This is a genomic window from Cardiobacteriaceae bacterium TAE3-ERU3, assembly GCA_019218315.1.
Classification (GTDB): Bacteria; Pseudomonadota; Gammaproteobacteria; order Cardiobacteriales; family Cardiobacteriaceae; genus JAHUUI01.
Genome location: JAHUUI010000003.1, coordinates 234704 through 249109, shown reverse-complemented (window position 1 = coordinate 249109; position 14406 = coordinate 234704). Strand labels below are relative to the sequence as shown.

13 protein-coding genes are annotated in these 14406 nt (G+C 48.7%); 4 read left to right on the top strand and 9 right to left on the bottom strand.

The genetic code is table 11. The features are described 5' to 3' along the window. Positions 1 to 74: 74 nt before the first annotated feature. From KRX19_07465 to KRX19_07435, 7 genes are all read right to left on the bottom strand, one after another. The gene (locus KRX19_07465) at positions 75 to 221 is read right to left on the bottom strand and encodes a hypothetical protein (protein ID MBV7434864.1); all 147 of its coding nucleotides are present in this window, start codon (positions 219 to 221) and stop codon (positions 75 to 77) included. Between the two features lie 808 nt (positions 222 to 1029). Continuing rightward, complete coding sequence (locus KRX19_07460) at positions 1030 to 2229, bottom strand: MFS transporter (GenBank protein MBV7434863.1); 1200 nt, start codon at positions 2227 to 2229, stop codon at positions 1030 to 1032. 499 nt (positions 2230 to 2728) lie between these two features. Next, positions 2729 to 2899 carry a hypothetical protein gene (locus KRX19_07455; GenBank protein ID MBV7434862.1) on the bottom strand — a complete coding sequence of 57 codons (171 nt, stop codon included), beginning with the start codon at positions 2897 to 2899 and terminating at the stop codon, positions 2729 to 2731. 542 nt (positions 2900 to 3441) lie between these two features. Then, the gene (locus tag KRX19_07450) at positions 3442 to 3741 is read right to left on the bottom strand and encodes a hypothetical protein (GenBank protein ID MBV7434861.1); all 300 of its coding nucleotides are present in this window, start codon (positions 3739 to 3741) and stop codon (positions 3442 to 3444) included. Positions 3742 to 3850: 109 nt separating this feature from the next. Beyond that, positions 3851 to 5428 carry a glucose-6-phosphate isomerase gene (gene pgi, locus KRX19_07445; protein ID MBV7434860.1) on the bottom strand — a complete coding sequence of 526 codons (1578 nt, stop codon included), beginning with the start codon at positions 5426 to 5428 and terminating at the stop codon, positions 3851 to 3853. Positions 5429 to 5463: 35 nt separating this feature from the next. Then, the gene (locus KRX19_07440) at positions 5464 to 7083 is read right to left on the bottom strand and encodes an alpha-D-glucose phosphate-specific phosphoglucomutase (protein ID MBV7434859.1); all 1620 of its coding nucleotides are present in this window, start codon (positions 7081 to 7083) and stop codon (positions 5464 to 5466) included. A 79-nt stretch (positions 7084 to 7162) separates the two neighbouring features. Next, positions 7163 to 7876, bottom strand: coding sequence for an endonuclease/exonuclease/phosphatase family protein (locus KRX19_07435; GenBank protein ID MBV7434858.1), 714 nt, complete (start codon positions 7874 to 7876; stop codon positions 7163 to 7165). Positions 7877 to 7978: 102 nt separating this feature from the next. On the opposite strand from KRX19_07435, the gene cls reads away from it, so the two are divergent. The 3 genes from cls (at position 7979) to KRX19_07420 (ending at position 11325) form a co-directional block, all read left to right on the top strand. Beyond that, on the top strand, positions 7979 to 9460 hold the full coding sequence (gene cls, locus KRX19_07430) for a cardiolipin synthase (GenBank protein MBV7434857.1): 1482 nt from the start codon (positions 7979 to 7981) through the stop codon (positions 9458 to 9460). A gap of 129 nt (positions 9461 to 9589) precedes the next feature. Next, positions 9590 to 10696, top strand: coding sequence for a lipid A deacylase LpxR family protein (locus KRX19_07425; protein MBV7434856.1), 1107 nt, complete (start codon positions 9590 to 9592; stop codon positions 10694 to 10696). A 2-nt stretch (positions 10697 to 10698) separates the two neighbouring features. Next, positions 10699 to 11325, top strand: coding sequence for a phosphoribosylanthranilate isomerase (locus tag KRX19_07420; GenBank protein MBV7434855.1), 627 nt, complete (start codon positions 10699 to 10701; stop codon positions 11323 to 11325). 62 nt (positions 11326 to 11387) lie between these two features. Here the strand turns inward: KRX19_07420 and raiA are convergent, their stop codons facing one another. After that, positions 11388 to 11684, bottom strand: a complete 297-nt coding sequence (gene raiA / locus KRX19_07415; protein ID MBV7434854.1) for a ribosome-associated translation inhibitor RaiA — start codon at positions 11682 to 11684, stop codon at positions 11388 to 11390. A gap of 111 nt (positions 11685 to 11795) precedes the next feature. Between raiA and KRX19_07410 the strand changes: the two genes are divergently transcribed. Continuing rightward, complete coding sequence (locus KRX19_07410) at positions 11796 to 12386, top strand: hypothetical protein (protein MBV7434853.1); 591 nt, start codon at positions 11796 to 11798, stop codon at positions 12384 to 12386. An 11-nt stretch (positions 12387 to 12397) separates the two neighbouring features. Here KRX19_07410 and KRX19_07405 read toward each other — a convergent pair whose 3' ends face one another. Continuing rightward, positions 12398 to 14392 (bottom strand): UvrD-helicase domain-containing protein, encoded by a 1995-nt coding sequence (locus KRX19_07405; protein MBV7434852.1) that lies wholly within the window; start codon positions 14390 to 14392, stop codon positions 12398 to 12400. Positions 14393 to 14406 lie beyond the last annotated feature (14 nt).

Genomic DNA, 14406 nt, shown 5'->3' with positions numbered 1-14406 from the left:
TATGTAACCGACTTGCACTATTCTTAATAGCGCATAGTCGTGGTGCAATGAGATGTCGCTAGTTGTGATCTAAATTATTTTGGCGGGCCCCAAAACAACATTTGCCCAAACCACAAGATGAAGCCATAGGCGCAGATAAAGAGTACGCAAATAATCGGCAGCGCAAGAAAAGACATGACCAGTGCACTGAGCCACTGGCGCTTAACAGGTGGTTGTTGCATGAAAAACTCCCCAGAATCATTAAAATTATTTATAAACAATTTATAATAATAGTAAGTGCAGTGCAAGGAGGATTTAAGATGATTGCCCCTAATTGATGTTTATCAATCGTATCTATACGATACTTTTTATTACAGGATTCCAGAAAAATGGTTCTAGCGTAGAAAACAAGGCATTGTTCTTGTGTTTATTTTTGGATTGCTTTACGACCGTTCCTCTGAAATTAGAGCTCCTTGCAAACAAAAGCAAGTGCTTTTAGGCTTCGTAAGCTATGCAAATAAATAGATAGTGACTGGATAAATGAAGCTGAGAAAGACATGTGAGATTCCTAAACCGAACTTGAGTAAACCAGATTTTGGTTATTTGGGGAAGAAGTATTGAGATATCACGGTTCAGCGAGGCACAAATTATCGCTATTTGGAATGGCGCTGGTGAAGATATTTGCCGCAAACACAACTTACTATAGCTGAAAATCAAAATACGGAGGACTGGATGCCTCGGCACTCAAAAGCCCAAAGAACCCGAATGTGAGGGTGGTGTTTTTCAAAAGGTATGCTGTAAAGAGGTGGTCAAATTGGATTTGATATATGTGTCGTTTATAAAGCACATAGAAAGCGTGCAGAGTGTAAAAAGCAATGGCTGGAGAATTTATGGCAAGCAGAACTGCTGGTGTAAAGTCAGCCACAGGAGGTTGATTGGTTTAACTACAAGGAGTGCTCTTGTGGATAATTTCAGTACAGACATTAAATTAATTATTGAATAGTTTGTAGGATAAGCTCAACCTGATTTTGGAATCCAAACTAAAATTTTTTAAATGCTAGTTGCTTCTTTTATTTCATGCTTCTTGTAATGTTTGTAAACTTTTAGCAAATAAATTCCATTTATTATTATAAATATCCCTATAGCCATGATAATAAACTTTATTTGCCCCGTGCTCCAAAATATTCCTGCTATGCCTCCTCCAAACATATCTCCAATTAAGAACGCGCTTTGAATAAGCCCCATTCTTTCGCTCGCTCTATCATTATCAACTAATCGCATTTCAATAACTCTCTGCGTATAAAAGACAGCATTAGCTGAAATAAAGCGAAGAGTAATTATCATTGCTAAAGGTAGTATTCCCGAATTAGAGATAACTAAAAGAAATGTGGAAGTGCCCAAAAATATCGTACTTATAAGAAAAAAATGGGTGATTTTTCTATTGGATATCTGCTTTACAATATAAGGCTGCGTTGTAGCAGTTATGAGGGAGCTAACCCCCAGTACTATCAAAATTTGACCGCCTGAAATGGCCTGTTCTTCTAATAGTATAGGTAAGTAAGGAATGATGAAGCTTGTACAAAAACCCGATATCACGGAATAAATACATAAATGTAGAACTCCAGTCTTTTTGATAGCATCAATGCTGGCTGTTTTTTGCTGTATTTTCTTGGGAAGATGGTTGGGAATGTGGCTTCTGCACAAAATAAATCCTGTAATAGGTAATAATGATGCCATGATCATTATTTTCTTTACATCAATCAGCTCGGTAAGGCTGATAAAGATAACCCCAACAATAGTTACTATGAGGCCTCTTGCCATATTTGCAGCATGCAGTGAATGCTCAAAAAGTTTATTTCGCGCATTCTCTGCTGTTTCTGAAAATGGCCATGATGATAAGCATATTAGGGATATTGACGCACCCATTCCAGCTATCATTCCTGAAAAAATTGAAGCTGTTAAGTCAGTGTATATCCTTAGAAACATGCCAATAGAATAAAGAATACAGCCTACAAACAACCCTTTTTGAAGTGAATGCTTTGCAATAATTTTTCCGTAGAAAAAAGAAAAGGCTCCTGTCATAGCCATGACTGAGTAGCTTATTCCGAAGTTTTTTAATGCATCATGAGCATTAAATAAAAGCGGGTGGAAATACTTTGATAGCCACATTCCCGTATAGAGGCAAATACTAAAAAGCCATATATAAGAAATATTCTTGTTTTGAAGGGTAAAAAATGATTGTTTCATCATTAATCAACTTTATGAATTTAAAAAGGCCTTTTTTGTCATTCTGAATTCGGCAACATTTTCCCTGCCTTCATTAAGGTTTATTCTATTAGTGCTGCCATCATTATTAGGCTCTTCGTCAAAGGTTAATATCCACACTGTGGAACAAGGATAGCGCATCGAATTCCTTCTCTACTGCCCAATAATCCATATCATCTTAGCCATGGAGCATGGTACGCGGCGCACTATTTGTGCCACTAGCCCCAAAGGTATTGGTTTTTGGGTTATTTGAAAGGGGGCGCTGTTATTTGCACTTCACAATGGCTGGCGGCTATGTATTCAATGATGGTAGTAATGCCACTGGCTGCTTGCGACGGCTTCATCATACGGGATTGTTGGGGTGATACTGCCTAGCGTTGCCTGAACCTTCGCCCTGAACTAGAAGCGTAGTCAGTGAATTCTCCCAAACTCATAACGTAGTGGATCAATCAATTTTGCTGCGTGTATGCTGATCTCTGACCGCTTATAAAAACACCCAAGTCGCAAGCGCAACTGTTAGGCATCCAAGGGCAAACATGGCTAATGCCATTCTACCTGTACTCATGCTGTTTACTGATTTGGCTAGATTTTGCACCTCGGTCTTTACCAAGTTATCCATGCGTTTGTTATGTTCGTAAATGTCATTAATGTTCATCTTTCCCCCTATATAGTTTTTACATACCCTCAAATATATTTTCTTCATTATGCTGCAAATAGTAGCACGAGAAACATCGATTGACCGCGTTAGGTCAAAACGCGGAAGCATGTATAGGTAAATCAAATCGTTAGTTGCGGCATATGGAATGAAAGAAGACGTCTTAGGGTGGCGTATTGAATGGATCACACCTCAAAATTTCTAATTGACTATCTTCATCTTAGGCTTTAGAAAAGTCTTATAGCTGGCATTTTTCCGATGCGACGGGCTTTTTAGTGAGACCATCGCACTAGCCGTACGGCTTGCGCCAATGCAACTATCCATGAAAATACACCAGTATTTTGTCGAACGTTCCGGCCTCGTATGACATTTAAAATTGCTCAGCCATATAAAAAACGGCAAAGACGCGAATCTTTGCCGTGGATGATATTTTTTGATTAGCTTACATATCCCTGTTATTTGGGATTTGAAACATTAATCTTTGCTTGATTAGTCAACGATGGTTTTGCTAAGCAAGCAAATAATACATGCTTAATCAGCGATTATTGCTGTGCTTTGATTGCTTCGATCATTTCTTTGACCTGTGGCAGCGCAGCTTCACAGCTGGCGCGTGCTTGATCTTTTTCAGCATCGCTCAGCTTCGCCCATTCTTCGCTTGCCGCAGCAACACGTTCTTCTTGCGTGGTGCCGGTTGCTTCGATCTCTGCTTTCATTTCAGGTACCAGCTCGGCGAGTTCGGTGCCAAGTGCTTCGAGGTCGATGCATTCTTGCGGATAGTCATTAGCATGTGCAGCTGAGATAGTGAATGCAGCAGCGATTGCAGTGAGAATATATTTCTTCATCGAGTTCTCTCCAAGTGGTTTCAAAGCACACTAATATACAGAAAATCGCATGACGAACAGGTCGTCATGCGATTAAGTATTATTTATTATCAGTGTTGTTGTTTTTTGGTTACTTTCTTAAGTGCTGTATTAAAGCAGTGGTTGATGCGTCGTGCTGCTGGCCATTTTCACCGCGTAAGCTTGATTCTGTGCCTTTAGCCAGCACTTTGCCAAGCTCAACGCCCCACTGGTCGTAGGCGTTGATGCCGTAGAGTAGGGCACTGACGGTAATTTTATGCTCATAAGCGGCAATCAGAGCGCCGAGGCATTGCGGGGTGAGATCGTCGAGAATGACGGTAGTCGATGGGCGATTGCCAGGGCTAGTGCGCTGGTAGCGCTCATTTTTTGGCAGATCGCCTAGGTCGCTTTCATCACGACCGCGCATCAAGGCTTCACTTTGCGCGAGGCAGTGGCCGTGGATGATGCGTTGTGCTTCTTCGAGACCTTTAGGTGTGGTTTTGATGGTGATGAAATCGAGTGGAATTTGGCGCTGCCCTTGGTGAATCAGCTGGAAAAAGGCGTGCTGTGATTCCGTGCCGGTGCCGCCCCAGATGATCATGCCGGTAGGTTTAGTTAGTGGTTTGCCGTTTGCTTGGCTGCGCTTGCCGAGGCTTTCCATGTCGAGCTGTTGCAGGTATGAAGGGAATGGCTCAAGTGGGTTAGCGTAGGTAATGACGGCGCGGTTGTTTATGTGCCAATAGTGGTTGAACCACACATCGAGCAGTGCAAGGCGCTTGGGGATATTGTGCGCGGTGTCGGCTTCGCGGAAGTGGTTATCCATGGCATGTGCGCCGTCGAGTAGTGCCGCGTAGGCTTCATAGCCATTTTGCAGGATGAATGGCATGGCGATTGCTGACCACAGCGAGAAGCGCCCGCCGACCCAATCCCAGAAGGGCAGGACGCGCTCGCTATCGATGCCAAATGCGGCGGTGCGTTCGAGGTTGGCACTGACGGCGATCATTTGCTGGTCGGCTTTCTCGCCACCGTGTTCGCGTAGCCAGTCGCGCATCAGGTTGGCATTGGTCAGGGTCTCTTCGGTTGTGAAGGTTTTTGAGGCAATGATCAGTAGCGTCGTTGCCGGGTTGAGGCGCTGGCGCAAGGTCTGAATGCGGATCGGGTCAGGCGTTGCGAGAAAGTGGATGCGTGGACCATCAGCGAGATGGTCAAAGGCTTGGCAGAGCAAACGTGGACCAAGCTCCGAGCCGCCAATGCCGATGTGGATGACGTCGGTGATCGCTTCATCATTGTAGCCACGCCATTCACCATTGCGCACGGCATCGCTCAGTTTGCGCATTTTGTCGCGAGCGGCTGCGATATCGGCACTGATGTTTTGCCCATCAACGTTAAATGCTTGATCGGTTGGTGCGCGTAAGCGGTGGTGCAGAGCTGGGCGGTCTTCGCCGGTGTTGACGTGCTCGCCGCGCCATTGTGCGTCGAGTGATTGCTCGACGTTTTGAGCGTCCAGCCAGCGTTGCCATAAGGTCAGGGTATGGTCGTCAAGTGGGTTCTTGCTGAAGTCCACATACAGGCCAGCCGCGTGCGTGGTGTGCTTGTTGACGCGCTCAGGATCTGCTGCAAAGAGTGCAGTTAGTGGCGTGTGCTGTAGCTTGGCTGCGTTGTCTTGAAGTTGTTCGTTGATAGTGCTCATGTTGTCTTCCGTGTCGGTGCTTAAAATATTTTGGGCTAGATAATGTGGTCAGGCTGGGTACGGTCGCAGAAGTGCGAGAGGTTGAGTAGCCCTTGGGCAAAGCTGGCAAGGGTTGCGGTCGTGCCGAACAGCGCAGGTGTTTTGTGGGCATCTTGCTGCCAGTATTCGCAATAGATGCGCAGCGTAACACCGCGGGTATCGGTGCCGGAGAGGCGCAGGATGATGCGCGCCTGTTGCCCAAACTTGATTTGCAGCCCTTGGCCGGGCGATTTTTCGCCATTTACTGGGTCGGTGTAATTGAACTGTCCTGCGGTAGTGATGGTCAGGCCGTGATGGGTCTGGCCGATGTATTTCGGTAAGTCTTTTTCAAGCTTGGCAAGCATGGCTTGCGCTGCGTCGCGATCAAGTGCGGTGTAATCATAGCGATTGAAATGATGACGGCCGTATTGCGCCCAATGTGCTTCGAGCAGCTGATCCGGTGTGCTGTCGGTTGCGGCAAGGATATTCAGCCAGCACAGTATCGCCCAAATGCCGTCTTTTTCGCGGATGTGTGCGCCGCCAGTGCCGAAGCTTTCTTCGCCGCAAAGCTGGATGAGCCCTGCGTCGAGCAGGCTGGCAAAGAATTTCCAACCGGTTGGGGTTTCATAGCAGCTGACGCCGAGGTGCTCGGCGACTTTGTCGATGGCGCGGCTGGTCGGCATACTGCGCGCAACGCCAGTGAGCTTTTGCAGGCAAGGAATATGCTGATGATTGGCTGCGATGATGGCAAGGCTGTCGCAAGGGTTGATGATGTATTTTTGCCCGCAGATGAGGTTGCGGTCGCCGTCACCATCACTGGCCGCACCGAGCACGATTTGGTCGTTGCTTTTCATCAGCTGACGCAGATCACTGACGCGATCAGGTGCCGGATCAGGGTGATGACCGCCAAAGTCGGTTTGTGGTTCAGCGCTGAGAATGTGATCACGGCTGATGCCAAGAGCATCGCAGAATATCGCTGTAGCGTAAGGACCGGTGACTGCGTGCAGGGCATCAAAAGCCATGTCATGCTGCGCTAACCATGCTTTTATTGCAGGAAAATCGAAGCATTGTTGCATCAGCTTGAGGTAGTCATCGGTTGAGCTGACAATGGATACTTCAGTCATGCCAAGGGTGTATTGTCCGCAATCGGCAATATCTGCGATCTCACTGTCGCAAATCGTATAGCCAGTAGTTTTACAAGCAGTTTGGTAAATGGCTTCAGTGATGGATTCCGGTGCTGGTTCGCCGCTTTGCAGGTTGACCTTGATGCCAAAATCGCCGTCTTCACCACCGGGGTTATGGCTGGCTGAAAGGATGATGCCGTAGTCTGCTTGATGCGTGCGAATCAGGTGTGAGGCGGCAGGTGTCGATAGTAGCCCATTTTGTGCGACGATCAGCTTGTGCGCGCCTTGGGCAACAGCCATGCGAATTGCTGCTTTGATGACTGTGCTGTTAAAAAATCGTCCGTCACCGCCAATGACGATAGTTTTGCCATGAATCCCTAGGGTATCGAATACGGCTTGCAAGAAATTTTCGCTGTAATTGGGCTGGCGAAAATGCTGCACCGGCTTGCGTAGGCCGGACGTGCCAGGGCGTTGGTCAGTGAAAGGAGTAGTACTGATGTGTTGGGTTTTCATGGCGTATTCCGCTTGATGACTCAGGGTTAGTTACAAATGTTATGCCGGCTTTTAAACCGTGCACAGGCATTGTAACCAATTATTGCTGGGTTTGGACGTCTGCTATGACCGGTAAATGGTCTGACTGATCAAAATCACTGACTTCAGCTTTGGCGCTGATGTTGCCTTTAATCAGAATATGGTCGAGGTTTTTTTGCGGCTTCCAGCTTGGGAAGGTTGGTGTATCTTCACGGCACCAGTGCCAGCCCATCTCTTTTAATGCTTGTAGAGGCTTGCCGAGTGGCGTGGTGTTGAAGTCGCCGCAGAGGACGATATTGGGGTGATCCTTGAGCTGGTTGTCAATAAATTCGAGCTGCTTGAGCTGGTCTTCAATACCGAGGCTGAGGTGCACATTGGCAATGACGATGCCATCAATTTCAGCAGCAAGCACGCCGCGGCCGCTGATTTTGCCGGGCAGAGGGCTGTCCAAAACGAGATTGAGTGGTTGTTTGCTCAAGATCATATTGCCGTGCAAAGACAGCTTGCCGAGCTTGCGGTTGGTTTGTGCGCAATAGTGTTTAAAGCCGGTCAGTTCGGAAAACTGATCGACGTGGCTTTTAAAGCCATTGCGCAGGCCACCGAGGTCAATCTCCTGCAAGCAGGCGACGTCGAATTGCTTGAGAAAAAGAGCGATGCGTTCACGGGTGGCATCTTTGCCGCGCGAGGGCAGGAACTGGCGCGGCCACTGGTAACTGTACGAAAAGTAGCTCGATGCGTTGATTGTGGCTTGGATGTTGTAACTGACAATGCGCATATCTGATTTCCCAACGGTGGTTTTTTATATGTAAAACGATTGTTTAACTCGTTTTCTTTACAGTGTGCAATTATACTGTGCCGTTTTGCGTTGTCTCTATCTATGTTTGCCGGATTAACCGTTACCGAATTGTTGGTCATACTGCATTTTGCGCTGAATCTGGTGATTGCTTTACGCGTCATTTATTCACCACGCGCAGCGAGTGCGGCTTTGGGCTGGCTGGTAATGCTGTTTGCTCTGCCTTTGGCGGGAACGGTGCTCTATTTGCTGATTGGCGAGCCACGCCTCGGTAATCGCCGTGCGCGGCGTACCGCAGAAGTGGAAGCATTCTATGATGATTTTCAACATCATTTTGTGCCCGCTGATTACTCACAAGCACAGACGGACATCAGCAAACGCTTTACTTTGCTCAGCCAGCTTGCAGAGCGCAAAGGGCGGTTTTCGATCAGTGAATGCAATCAATGCGTGCTTTATAGCGATGCGGGTGTGATCGTGGAAAATATGATCATTGATATTAAAGCAGCCAAGCATTCGTGCTTGCTTATGTTTTATATCATCGATGCACATGGCATGGTTGATGAGCTGCTTGAGGCATTGATGGCTGCGGCTCGGCGTGGGGTTAATTGTCAATTACTTGCCGACGATGTGGGTAGTAAGGCTTTTTTCCGTAGTGCTTGGCCGGGTAAGCTACGTGAGGCCGGTGTGTTGGTGACGCGCTCTTTGCCGGTCGGCTTGTTTAAAACTTTGTTTGTGCGCAGTGATCTGCGCAATCATCGCAAGCTGTTGGTGGTTGATTACGACGTTGCCTATACCGGTAGTTTTAATTTGGTTGACCCGGCTTATTTCAAGCACGATGCAGGCGTTGGTGAGTGGCGCGATGCGATGGTGCGCTGCCGCGGGCCGGTTGTCTATGAATTATCCGGTGTGTTTTATGGTGATTGGGCTGTTGAAAATGACGATAATTTGCAGGCAACACTTGCGCGCCTGCGCGGCTACGCATCATTAAATGAGCTGTATTTACCCGAATGCGCAGGCAATGCGGCATTGCAAGTTATTCCATCTGCGCCGGATCGCGAAACTTCGGTCATGTACGATACCTTAATGGGGGCACTTTATAATGCGCAGCGCAGTGTCGTGATCACGACACCTTATTTCGTGCCTGACGAACCACTGCTCTCAGCAATTGAGCACGCGGCTTGGCGTGGGGTTGACGTCACCTTGATTATGCCGCGGAAAGTAGATTCATGGCTAGTGCGCCAAGCCTCTAAGACGTATTACAAGCCGCTGCTTGATGCTGGGGTAACGCTGGCAATGTTTAACGATGGCTTGCTGCATACCAAGACGGTGCTGATCGATGACCAATACGCACTGTTTGGCACGATGAACATGGATATGCGCAGCTTTTACTTAAACATGGAGCTATCGCTGGCGGTCTATGATCGTGAAACAGTCGCAAACATTGGGCGCTTGCAGCAGTCTTATCTTGCCGCGAGTGAACCGGTTAATTTATCTTCTTGGCAAGAACGGCATGTGGTACAGCACTTTGTTGAGCGTTGTGTGCGCTTGGTTAGCCCGCTGTTGTGAGAAAAATAGATAGGATAGATGAAATAATACATTGTTTTATTTTTATTATTTAGATATAAGTCATGTGGCTTTTTCAGATATTGATGATAAAGGTGAGGTTGGTGTGATGAACGGTATTTGGAGAAATATATGAAATATATCGCTGTGGGTTTGTTATTAATGTCCGCTGCTGCTGTGGCAGATGGCGACGATGCTCTATCAGTCAAGCAGAAAGATGGTGCGTTAGTCGTCCCTGCGCTGAACAAACTTGATATTGAGGTTAGCGATAAACCGCTTAAGGAAGAAATACCGCCACATATTCTTGCCAGTAATGATCGCTTTCTGACCATCAACGTCGAGAATGATTTTTTCGGCAGTGGAGTGGATCGCGAGTACACTAATGGTCTGCGTTTTACCTACTTTAACGTTGGCGCGGATCAGCCATTTTACGTTGACTGGATTGACAGGCTAGTACCTGCATTTGAGACCAATAAAACCACCAGTTCGTATTTCTCCTTTGGTCATAATCTCTATTCCCCAAGCGACATCACGAGAACAGAATTTGATCCGCGTGATCGTCCGTATGCTGCATTTGCCTATGGTTCGGCTGGCGTTTCAACGGTGACGGACCGCCATATGGATAACGTTGAGCTGACGTTGGGATGGGTAGGCCCAGGTGCACAAGGTGAGGAAATCCAGACCGGTTTTCACAAGCTGAAAGGTAGCCCAATTCCGCAAGGTTGGGAACACCAGTTAAAAGATGAGCCGGGTGTGATTCTTTCGTGGGAGCGCGTTTGGCCGGAGTATGTGACAGCTGAGTGGGATAACCGCTTATTTTCCCGTATTGCGCCGCATGTCGGTGTGACGGTCGGCAATATTTATACTTACGCTAACGTTGGTGCGACCATCGATCTGACTCCGACCGCCTCACGCTGGCAATCTCAGCCAGTGCGCGTACGCCCAGCCATTCCCGGCAGTGGCTTCTTTGAAAATAGCGATAGCAATCACGGCTGGATGGTTTACGCAGGATGGGATACGCGCTTGATGGCGCGCAATATTTTCCTTGATGGCAATACCTTTACAGACAGCCACAGCGTTGATAAAAATTATTTCGTCCACGACTTGGCTTTTGGTCTGGCATACAGCTATAAAAATTGGCGCGCCAGCTACAGTGCCAACTGGCGTAGCAAAGAATTTAAATCACCTTTGGCGCATACGCAGATTTTTGGTGCGCTAACGCTGAGCTATCGTTTTTAATCATGCGTACCAGAATCAAAATGTGTGGCATCACCAGTGTGGCTGATGCGCTAGCTGCGGTGAATGCTGGAGCAGATGCGCTTGGGCTGGTGTTTTACGCGCCGTCCAAGCGCGCAGTTGAGATTGCTCAAGCCGCAGAGATTGCCCGAGCTGTACCTGCCTACGTCAGTGTGGTTGGGCTGTTTGTCGATGCTGATGCGGCGTTTGTGCGCGAAATATGTGCGCAAGTTGCACTCGATGAGCTGCAATTTCACGGCGGTGAATCACCTGATTATTGCTCGCAGTTTGGCTATCGTTTTACCAAAGCGGTGCCGATGAATGAAATGGCCGATGTGGCTGCGGTGCAGCACTATATGGCGCAATATCCCTATGCCAGTGGATTTTTGCTTGATGCGTTTGGTGGCGGCAAGACTGGCGGCAGTGGTAAAACCTTCGATTGGTCGAACTTGCCGCAAAGTGATCGCCCGTTGATTATTGCTGGTGGTCTGCATAGCGACAACGTTGGTGAGCTTATAAAACAATGCCGACCGTATGCGGTAGATGTCAGCTCAGGCATTGAATCAGCGCCGGGGAGAAAGTGCACGAGTAGAATGCGTGAGTTTGTGCGTGCCGTGATGCACGTGATCTAGATTTGGTATATATACGCAAAAAGCCGCTCGTTTGAGCGGCTTTTTTATGGTTCAAGTTCTGATTACTCGCGGTGATCGGTGATTTTTCGCTTGTGGCGGCGAACCTGCTTGTCTAGCTTATCCGCAAGTAAGTCGATGGCTGCGTACATGTCGTCATGTGCGGCATCGCCGTGGAAGGTTTTGCCTGAAGTGACGTGTAAAGTACCCTCGGCAATCTTTTGGTGATTATCTGTCTTGAGGGTGATTTGTGCGCTGGTGATTTTATCGTGATGACCTTCGATGCGGTTGAGCTTCTCCTCTACATAATCACGCATAGGCTGGGTGATATCGAGATGCTTGCCAGTTATATTATATTGCATGGTTCACTCCTTGTTTATCGCGAATACAGCCTGTGTGGCTGCAACGATTGGCGGCTAATGCCACCTAGGGAAACATTAACAGATGTGATTATGTGGTTCAAGGGGTATTGTGTGACGTGTGCGTTGCAAATCTACACCTCTCTAAAAAAGCAACGAATACTGCTTGGCAATCCGATCATTCAACTGCGTATTACTGTGTGGCTATTGGGGAATAAGGGCTGTCCTAAAGTGCCACATTCTTTGGTTTGGATTGCATTGGTTACGGCGGCTGGGGGAACGGTGTTATTGGCTATTGCAGGGATACGCTTGCCCGGGCTGGAGTTCAATAACCAAAAAGTTGAGGCGGCGTATCGTAAGGAATTGGTTTATGGGGAAGACTTTGCTGATAGAGCGCAGCTTCCGACATTATGTCACCTTTATGACGCGGTTCAGAAGAACTATTTTCGCTTATACATAAATTATTTGTACTTTGATTTGGTGAAGTGGACTTATCTCCAAGCCAGCGTGTTATTTCCTTACCTTGCGCTGGGCCCGACCTTAATCGCGGGCACGATTACGCTGGGGCTTATGCAACAGGTAGTTCGTGCATTCGGTCGAGTTGAAGGTGCATTTCAGTTCCTGGTCCATTCCTGGAGCACGATTGTCGAGCTTGTGTCTATCCGGAAGCGCTTGCAAGCATTTGAAAACCAGATGAAAGAATGATTTTGCCTAGGTTAGTCGCCGCGTAGCATGGCGAGCATGCTTGCAAACATGTCGTCGCGCTGTTGCTCTTCTTGCTTGGGGTCGAGCGGGGTGCGACCGTCTTCCCAGGCAATTTCATCGACGGGCAGTTCATCGAGGAAGCGGCTTGGCTCGGTGGCTTGTAATTCACCGCCTTTACGGCGCTTTTTGGCATAAGAGAGGACGAGGCGGTATTTCGCGCGGGTCATGCCGACGTAGAGGATGCGTCGTTCTTCTTCGATACCTTCGGGCGTTTCGCAGCTGTTGGCGTGGGGCAAGAGTCCTTCTTCGACGCCAGCAATATAGACGTGTGGAAACTCCAGACCTTTGGCTGCGTGCAAGGTCATGAGCTGTACGGCGCTTTGCTCGCTATCTTGACGGTCAAGGATGTCGAGCAGGGTGAGGTGCTGCATCAGTCCGTCCAGCGTTTGGTAGCGTTCGTCTTCTTCGAGCTTTTTGATCCACGCTTTGAGCTGGCCGACGCGGGTGACGCGTTTTTCTACTTTCGCCGGTTGTTTGTGTAGTTCAAACAGATGGTCGTTGTATTCGGTGTCGTGGATGATGGTTTCAAGCAGTTCACTGGGCAGGGCGCTTTCAGCTTCGCGGCGTAGGTTGTGCAGCCATTGGGTGAACATTTGCAGGTTGGCGTAGGCTTTTTGCCCGAGGCTTTGTGCGAGTGCCATTTCACCTGCGCAGTAGGTCAGGCACTGCTGGCGCTTGCCCGCGTATTCGCCGAGCTTTGAGACGGTGGTCGAGCCGATTTCGCGCTTGGGTACGTTAACGACGCGTAGGAAGGCCGCGTCATCTTCGGGATTGTTAATCAAGCGCAGGTAGGAAAGTAGGTCGCGGATTTCATTATGCGCAAAGAAGCTGGTGCCGCCGCTGATTTTGTACGGAATATTCAGCTCACGCAGCTTTTCTTCGAGGATGCGCGCTTGAAAGTTGCTGCGGTAGAGGATGGCAAAGTCTTCGGGCTTGGCGTTGTGTCGCACTTGTGCGCTGTAGAGGTCGTGCACGATTTGCTCGGCTTCAGCTTCTTCGTTGGATGCGCTGATGACGCGCACTTTATCGCCGGTGTCGATGGTGGACCACAGGCGCTTTTCGACGATATGCGGGTTGTTGGCAATCAGGGCGTTGGCGGCCGAGAGAATTTTCTGGTCGCAGCGGTAGTTTTGCTCGAGCTTGACCGTTTTCAGGTTGGGGTAGTCGTCGTGCAGTTGTGCGATGTTCTGCGGTTGCGCACCACGCCATGCGTAGATGGATTGGTCGTCGTCGCCAACTGCGGTAAAGGCTGCGCCCGCACCAGTAAGCAGGCGCAAGAGGGCGTACTGGCAGGTGTTGGTGTCCTGATACTCATCAACCAGCATGTAGCGCACGTAGCCTTGCCATTTGGCGCGGATGTCCGGCGATTGGTTAAGGATGGTCAGCGGCAGGAGCAGTAGGTCGTCAAAATCGACCGCGTTGTAGGCACGCAGGCGTTCGCTGTAATGCTGATAAACATGCGCGGCGAGGATAAGCTGGTCGTTGGTCGCGAGTCGCGCAGCATCAGCTGGGGTGATGTGGGCATTTTTATAGTTGGAGATGATGCCTTGCAGGTTGCGCACGTCGGCGTCGTCTTCGGTTTTGGCGATGTCTTTAATGACGCTGCCAGTGTCGCGTGCATCGAAAATGCTAAATCCTTTACGCAGGCCGACGGCGGCAAATTCGCGCTGCAGCATGTCGAGGCCGAGGCGGTGGAAGGTGGAGATGCGCAGCCCACGCCCATTTTTGCCGAGCAGCTTGCCGGCTCGCTCTTTCATTTCGCGCGCGGCTTTGTTGGTAAAGGTGACGGCGTAGATATTGCGCGGCTGGTAACCGGCTTCATTGACCAAATAAGCAATTTTTTGCGTGATGACACCAGTTTTACCGCTTCCCGCACCGGCGATAACCAGTTGGGGACCGCCGAGATAGGCGACGGCTTCGCGCTGTTGAGGGTTTAGCTGGTGCATGGTATAAGAGGCTC

Bases quoted from the DNA above. Each gene is read 5' to 3' on its own strand.
- KRX19_07465 (MBV7434864.1), bottom strand. From the start codon at position 221: ATGCAACAACCACCTGTTAAGCGCCAGTGGCTCAGTGCACTGGTCATG.
- KRX19_07460 (MBV7434863.1), bottom strand. From the start codon at position 2,229: ATGATGAAACAATCATTTTTTACCCTTCAAAACAAGAATATTTCTTAT.
- KRX19_07455 (MBV7434862.1), bottom strand. From the start codon at position 2,899: ATGAACATTAATGACATTTACGAACATAACAAACGCATGGATAACTTG.
- KRX19_07450 (MBV7434861.1), bottom strand. From the start codon at position 3,741: ATGAAGAAATATATTCTCACTGCAATCGCTGCTGCATTCACTATCTCA.
- pgi (MBV7434860.1), bottom strand. From the start codon at position 5,428: ATGAGCACTATCAACGAACAACTTCAAGACAACGCAGCCAAGCTACAG.
- KRX19_07440 (MBV7434859.1), bottom strand. From the start codon at position 7,083: ATGAAAACCCAACACATCAGTACTACTCCTTTCACTGACCAACGCCCT.
- KRX19_07435 (MBV7434858.1), bottom strand. From the start codon at position 7,876: ATGCGCATTGTCAGTTACAACATCCAAGCCACAATCAACGCATCGAGC.
- cls (MBV7434857.1), top strand. From the start codon at position 7,979: ATGTTTGCCGGATTAACCGTTACCGAATTGTTGGTCATACTGCATTTT.
- KRX19_07425 (MBV7434856.1), top strand. From the start codon at position 9,590: ATGAAATATATCGCTGTGGGTTTGTTATTAATGTCCGCTGCTGCTGTG.
- KRX19_07420 (MBV7434855.1), top strand. From the start codon at position 10,699: ATGCGTACCAGAATCAAAATGTGTGGCATCACCAGTGTGGCTGATGCG.
- raiA (MBV7434854.1), bottom strand. From the start codon at position 11,684: ATGCAATATAATATAACTGGCAAGCATCTCGATATCACCCAGCCTATG.
- KRX19_07405 (MBV7434852.1), bottom strand. From the start codon at position 14,392: ATGCACCAGCTAAACCCTCAACAGCGCGAAGCCGTCGCCTATCTCGGC.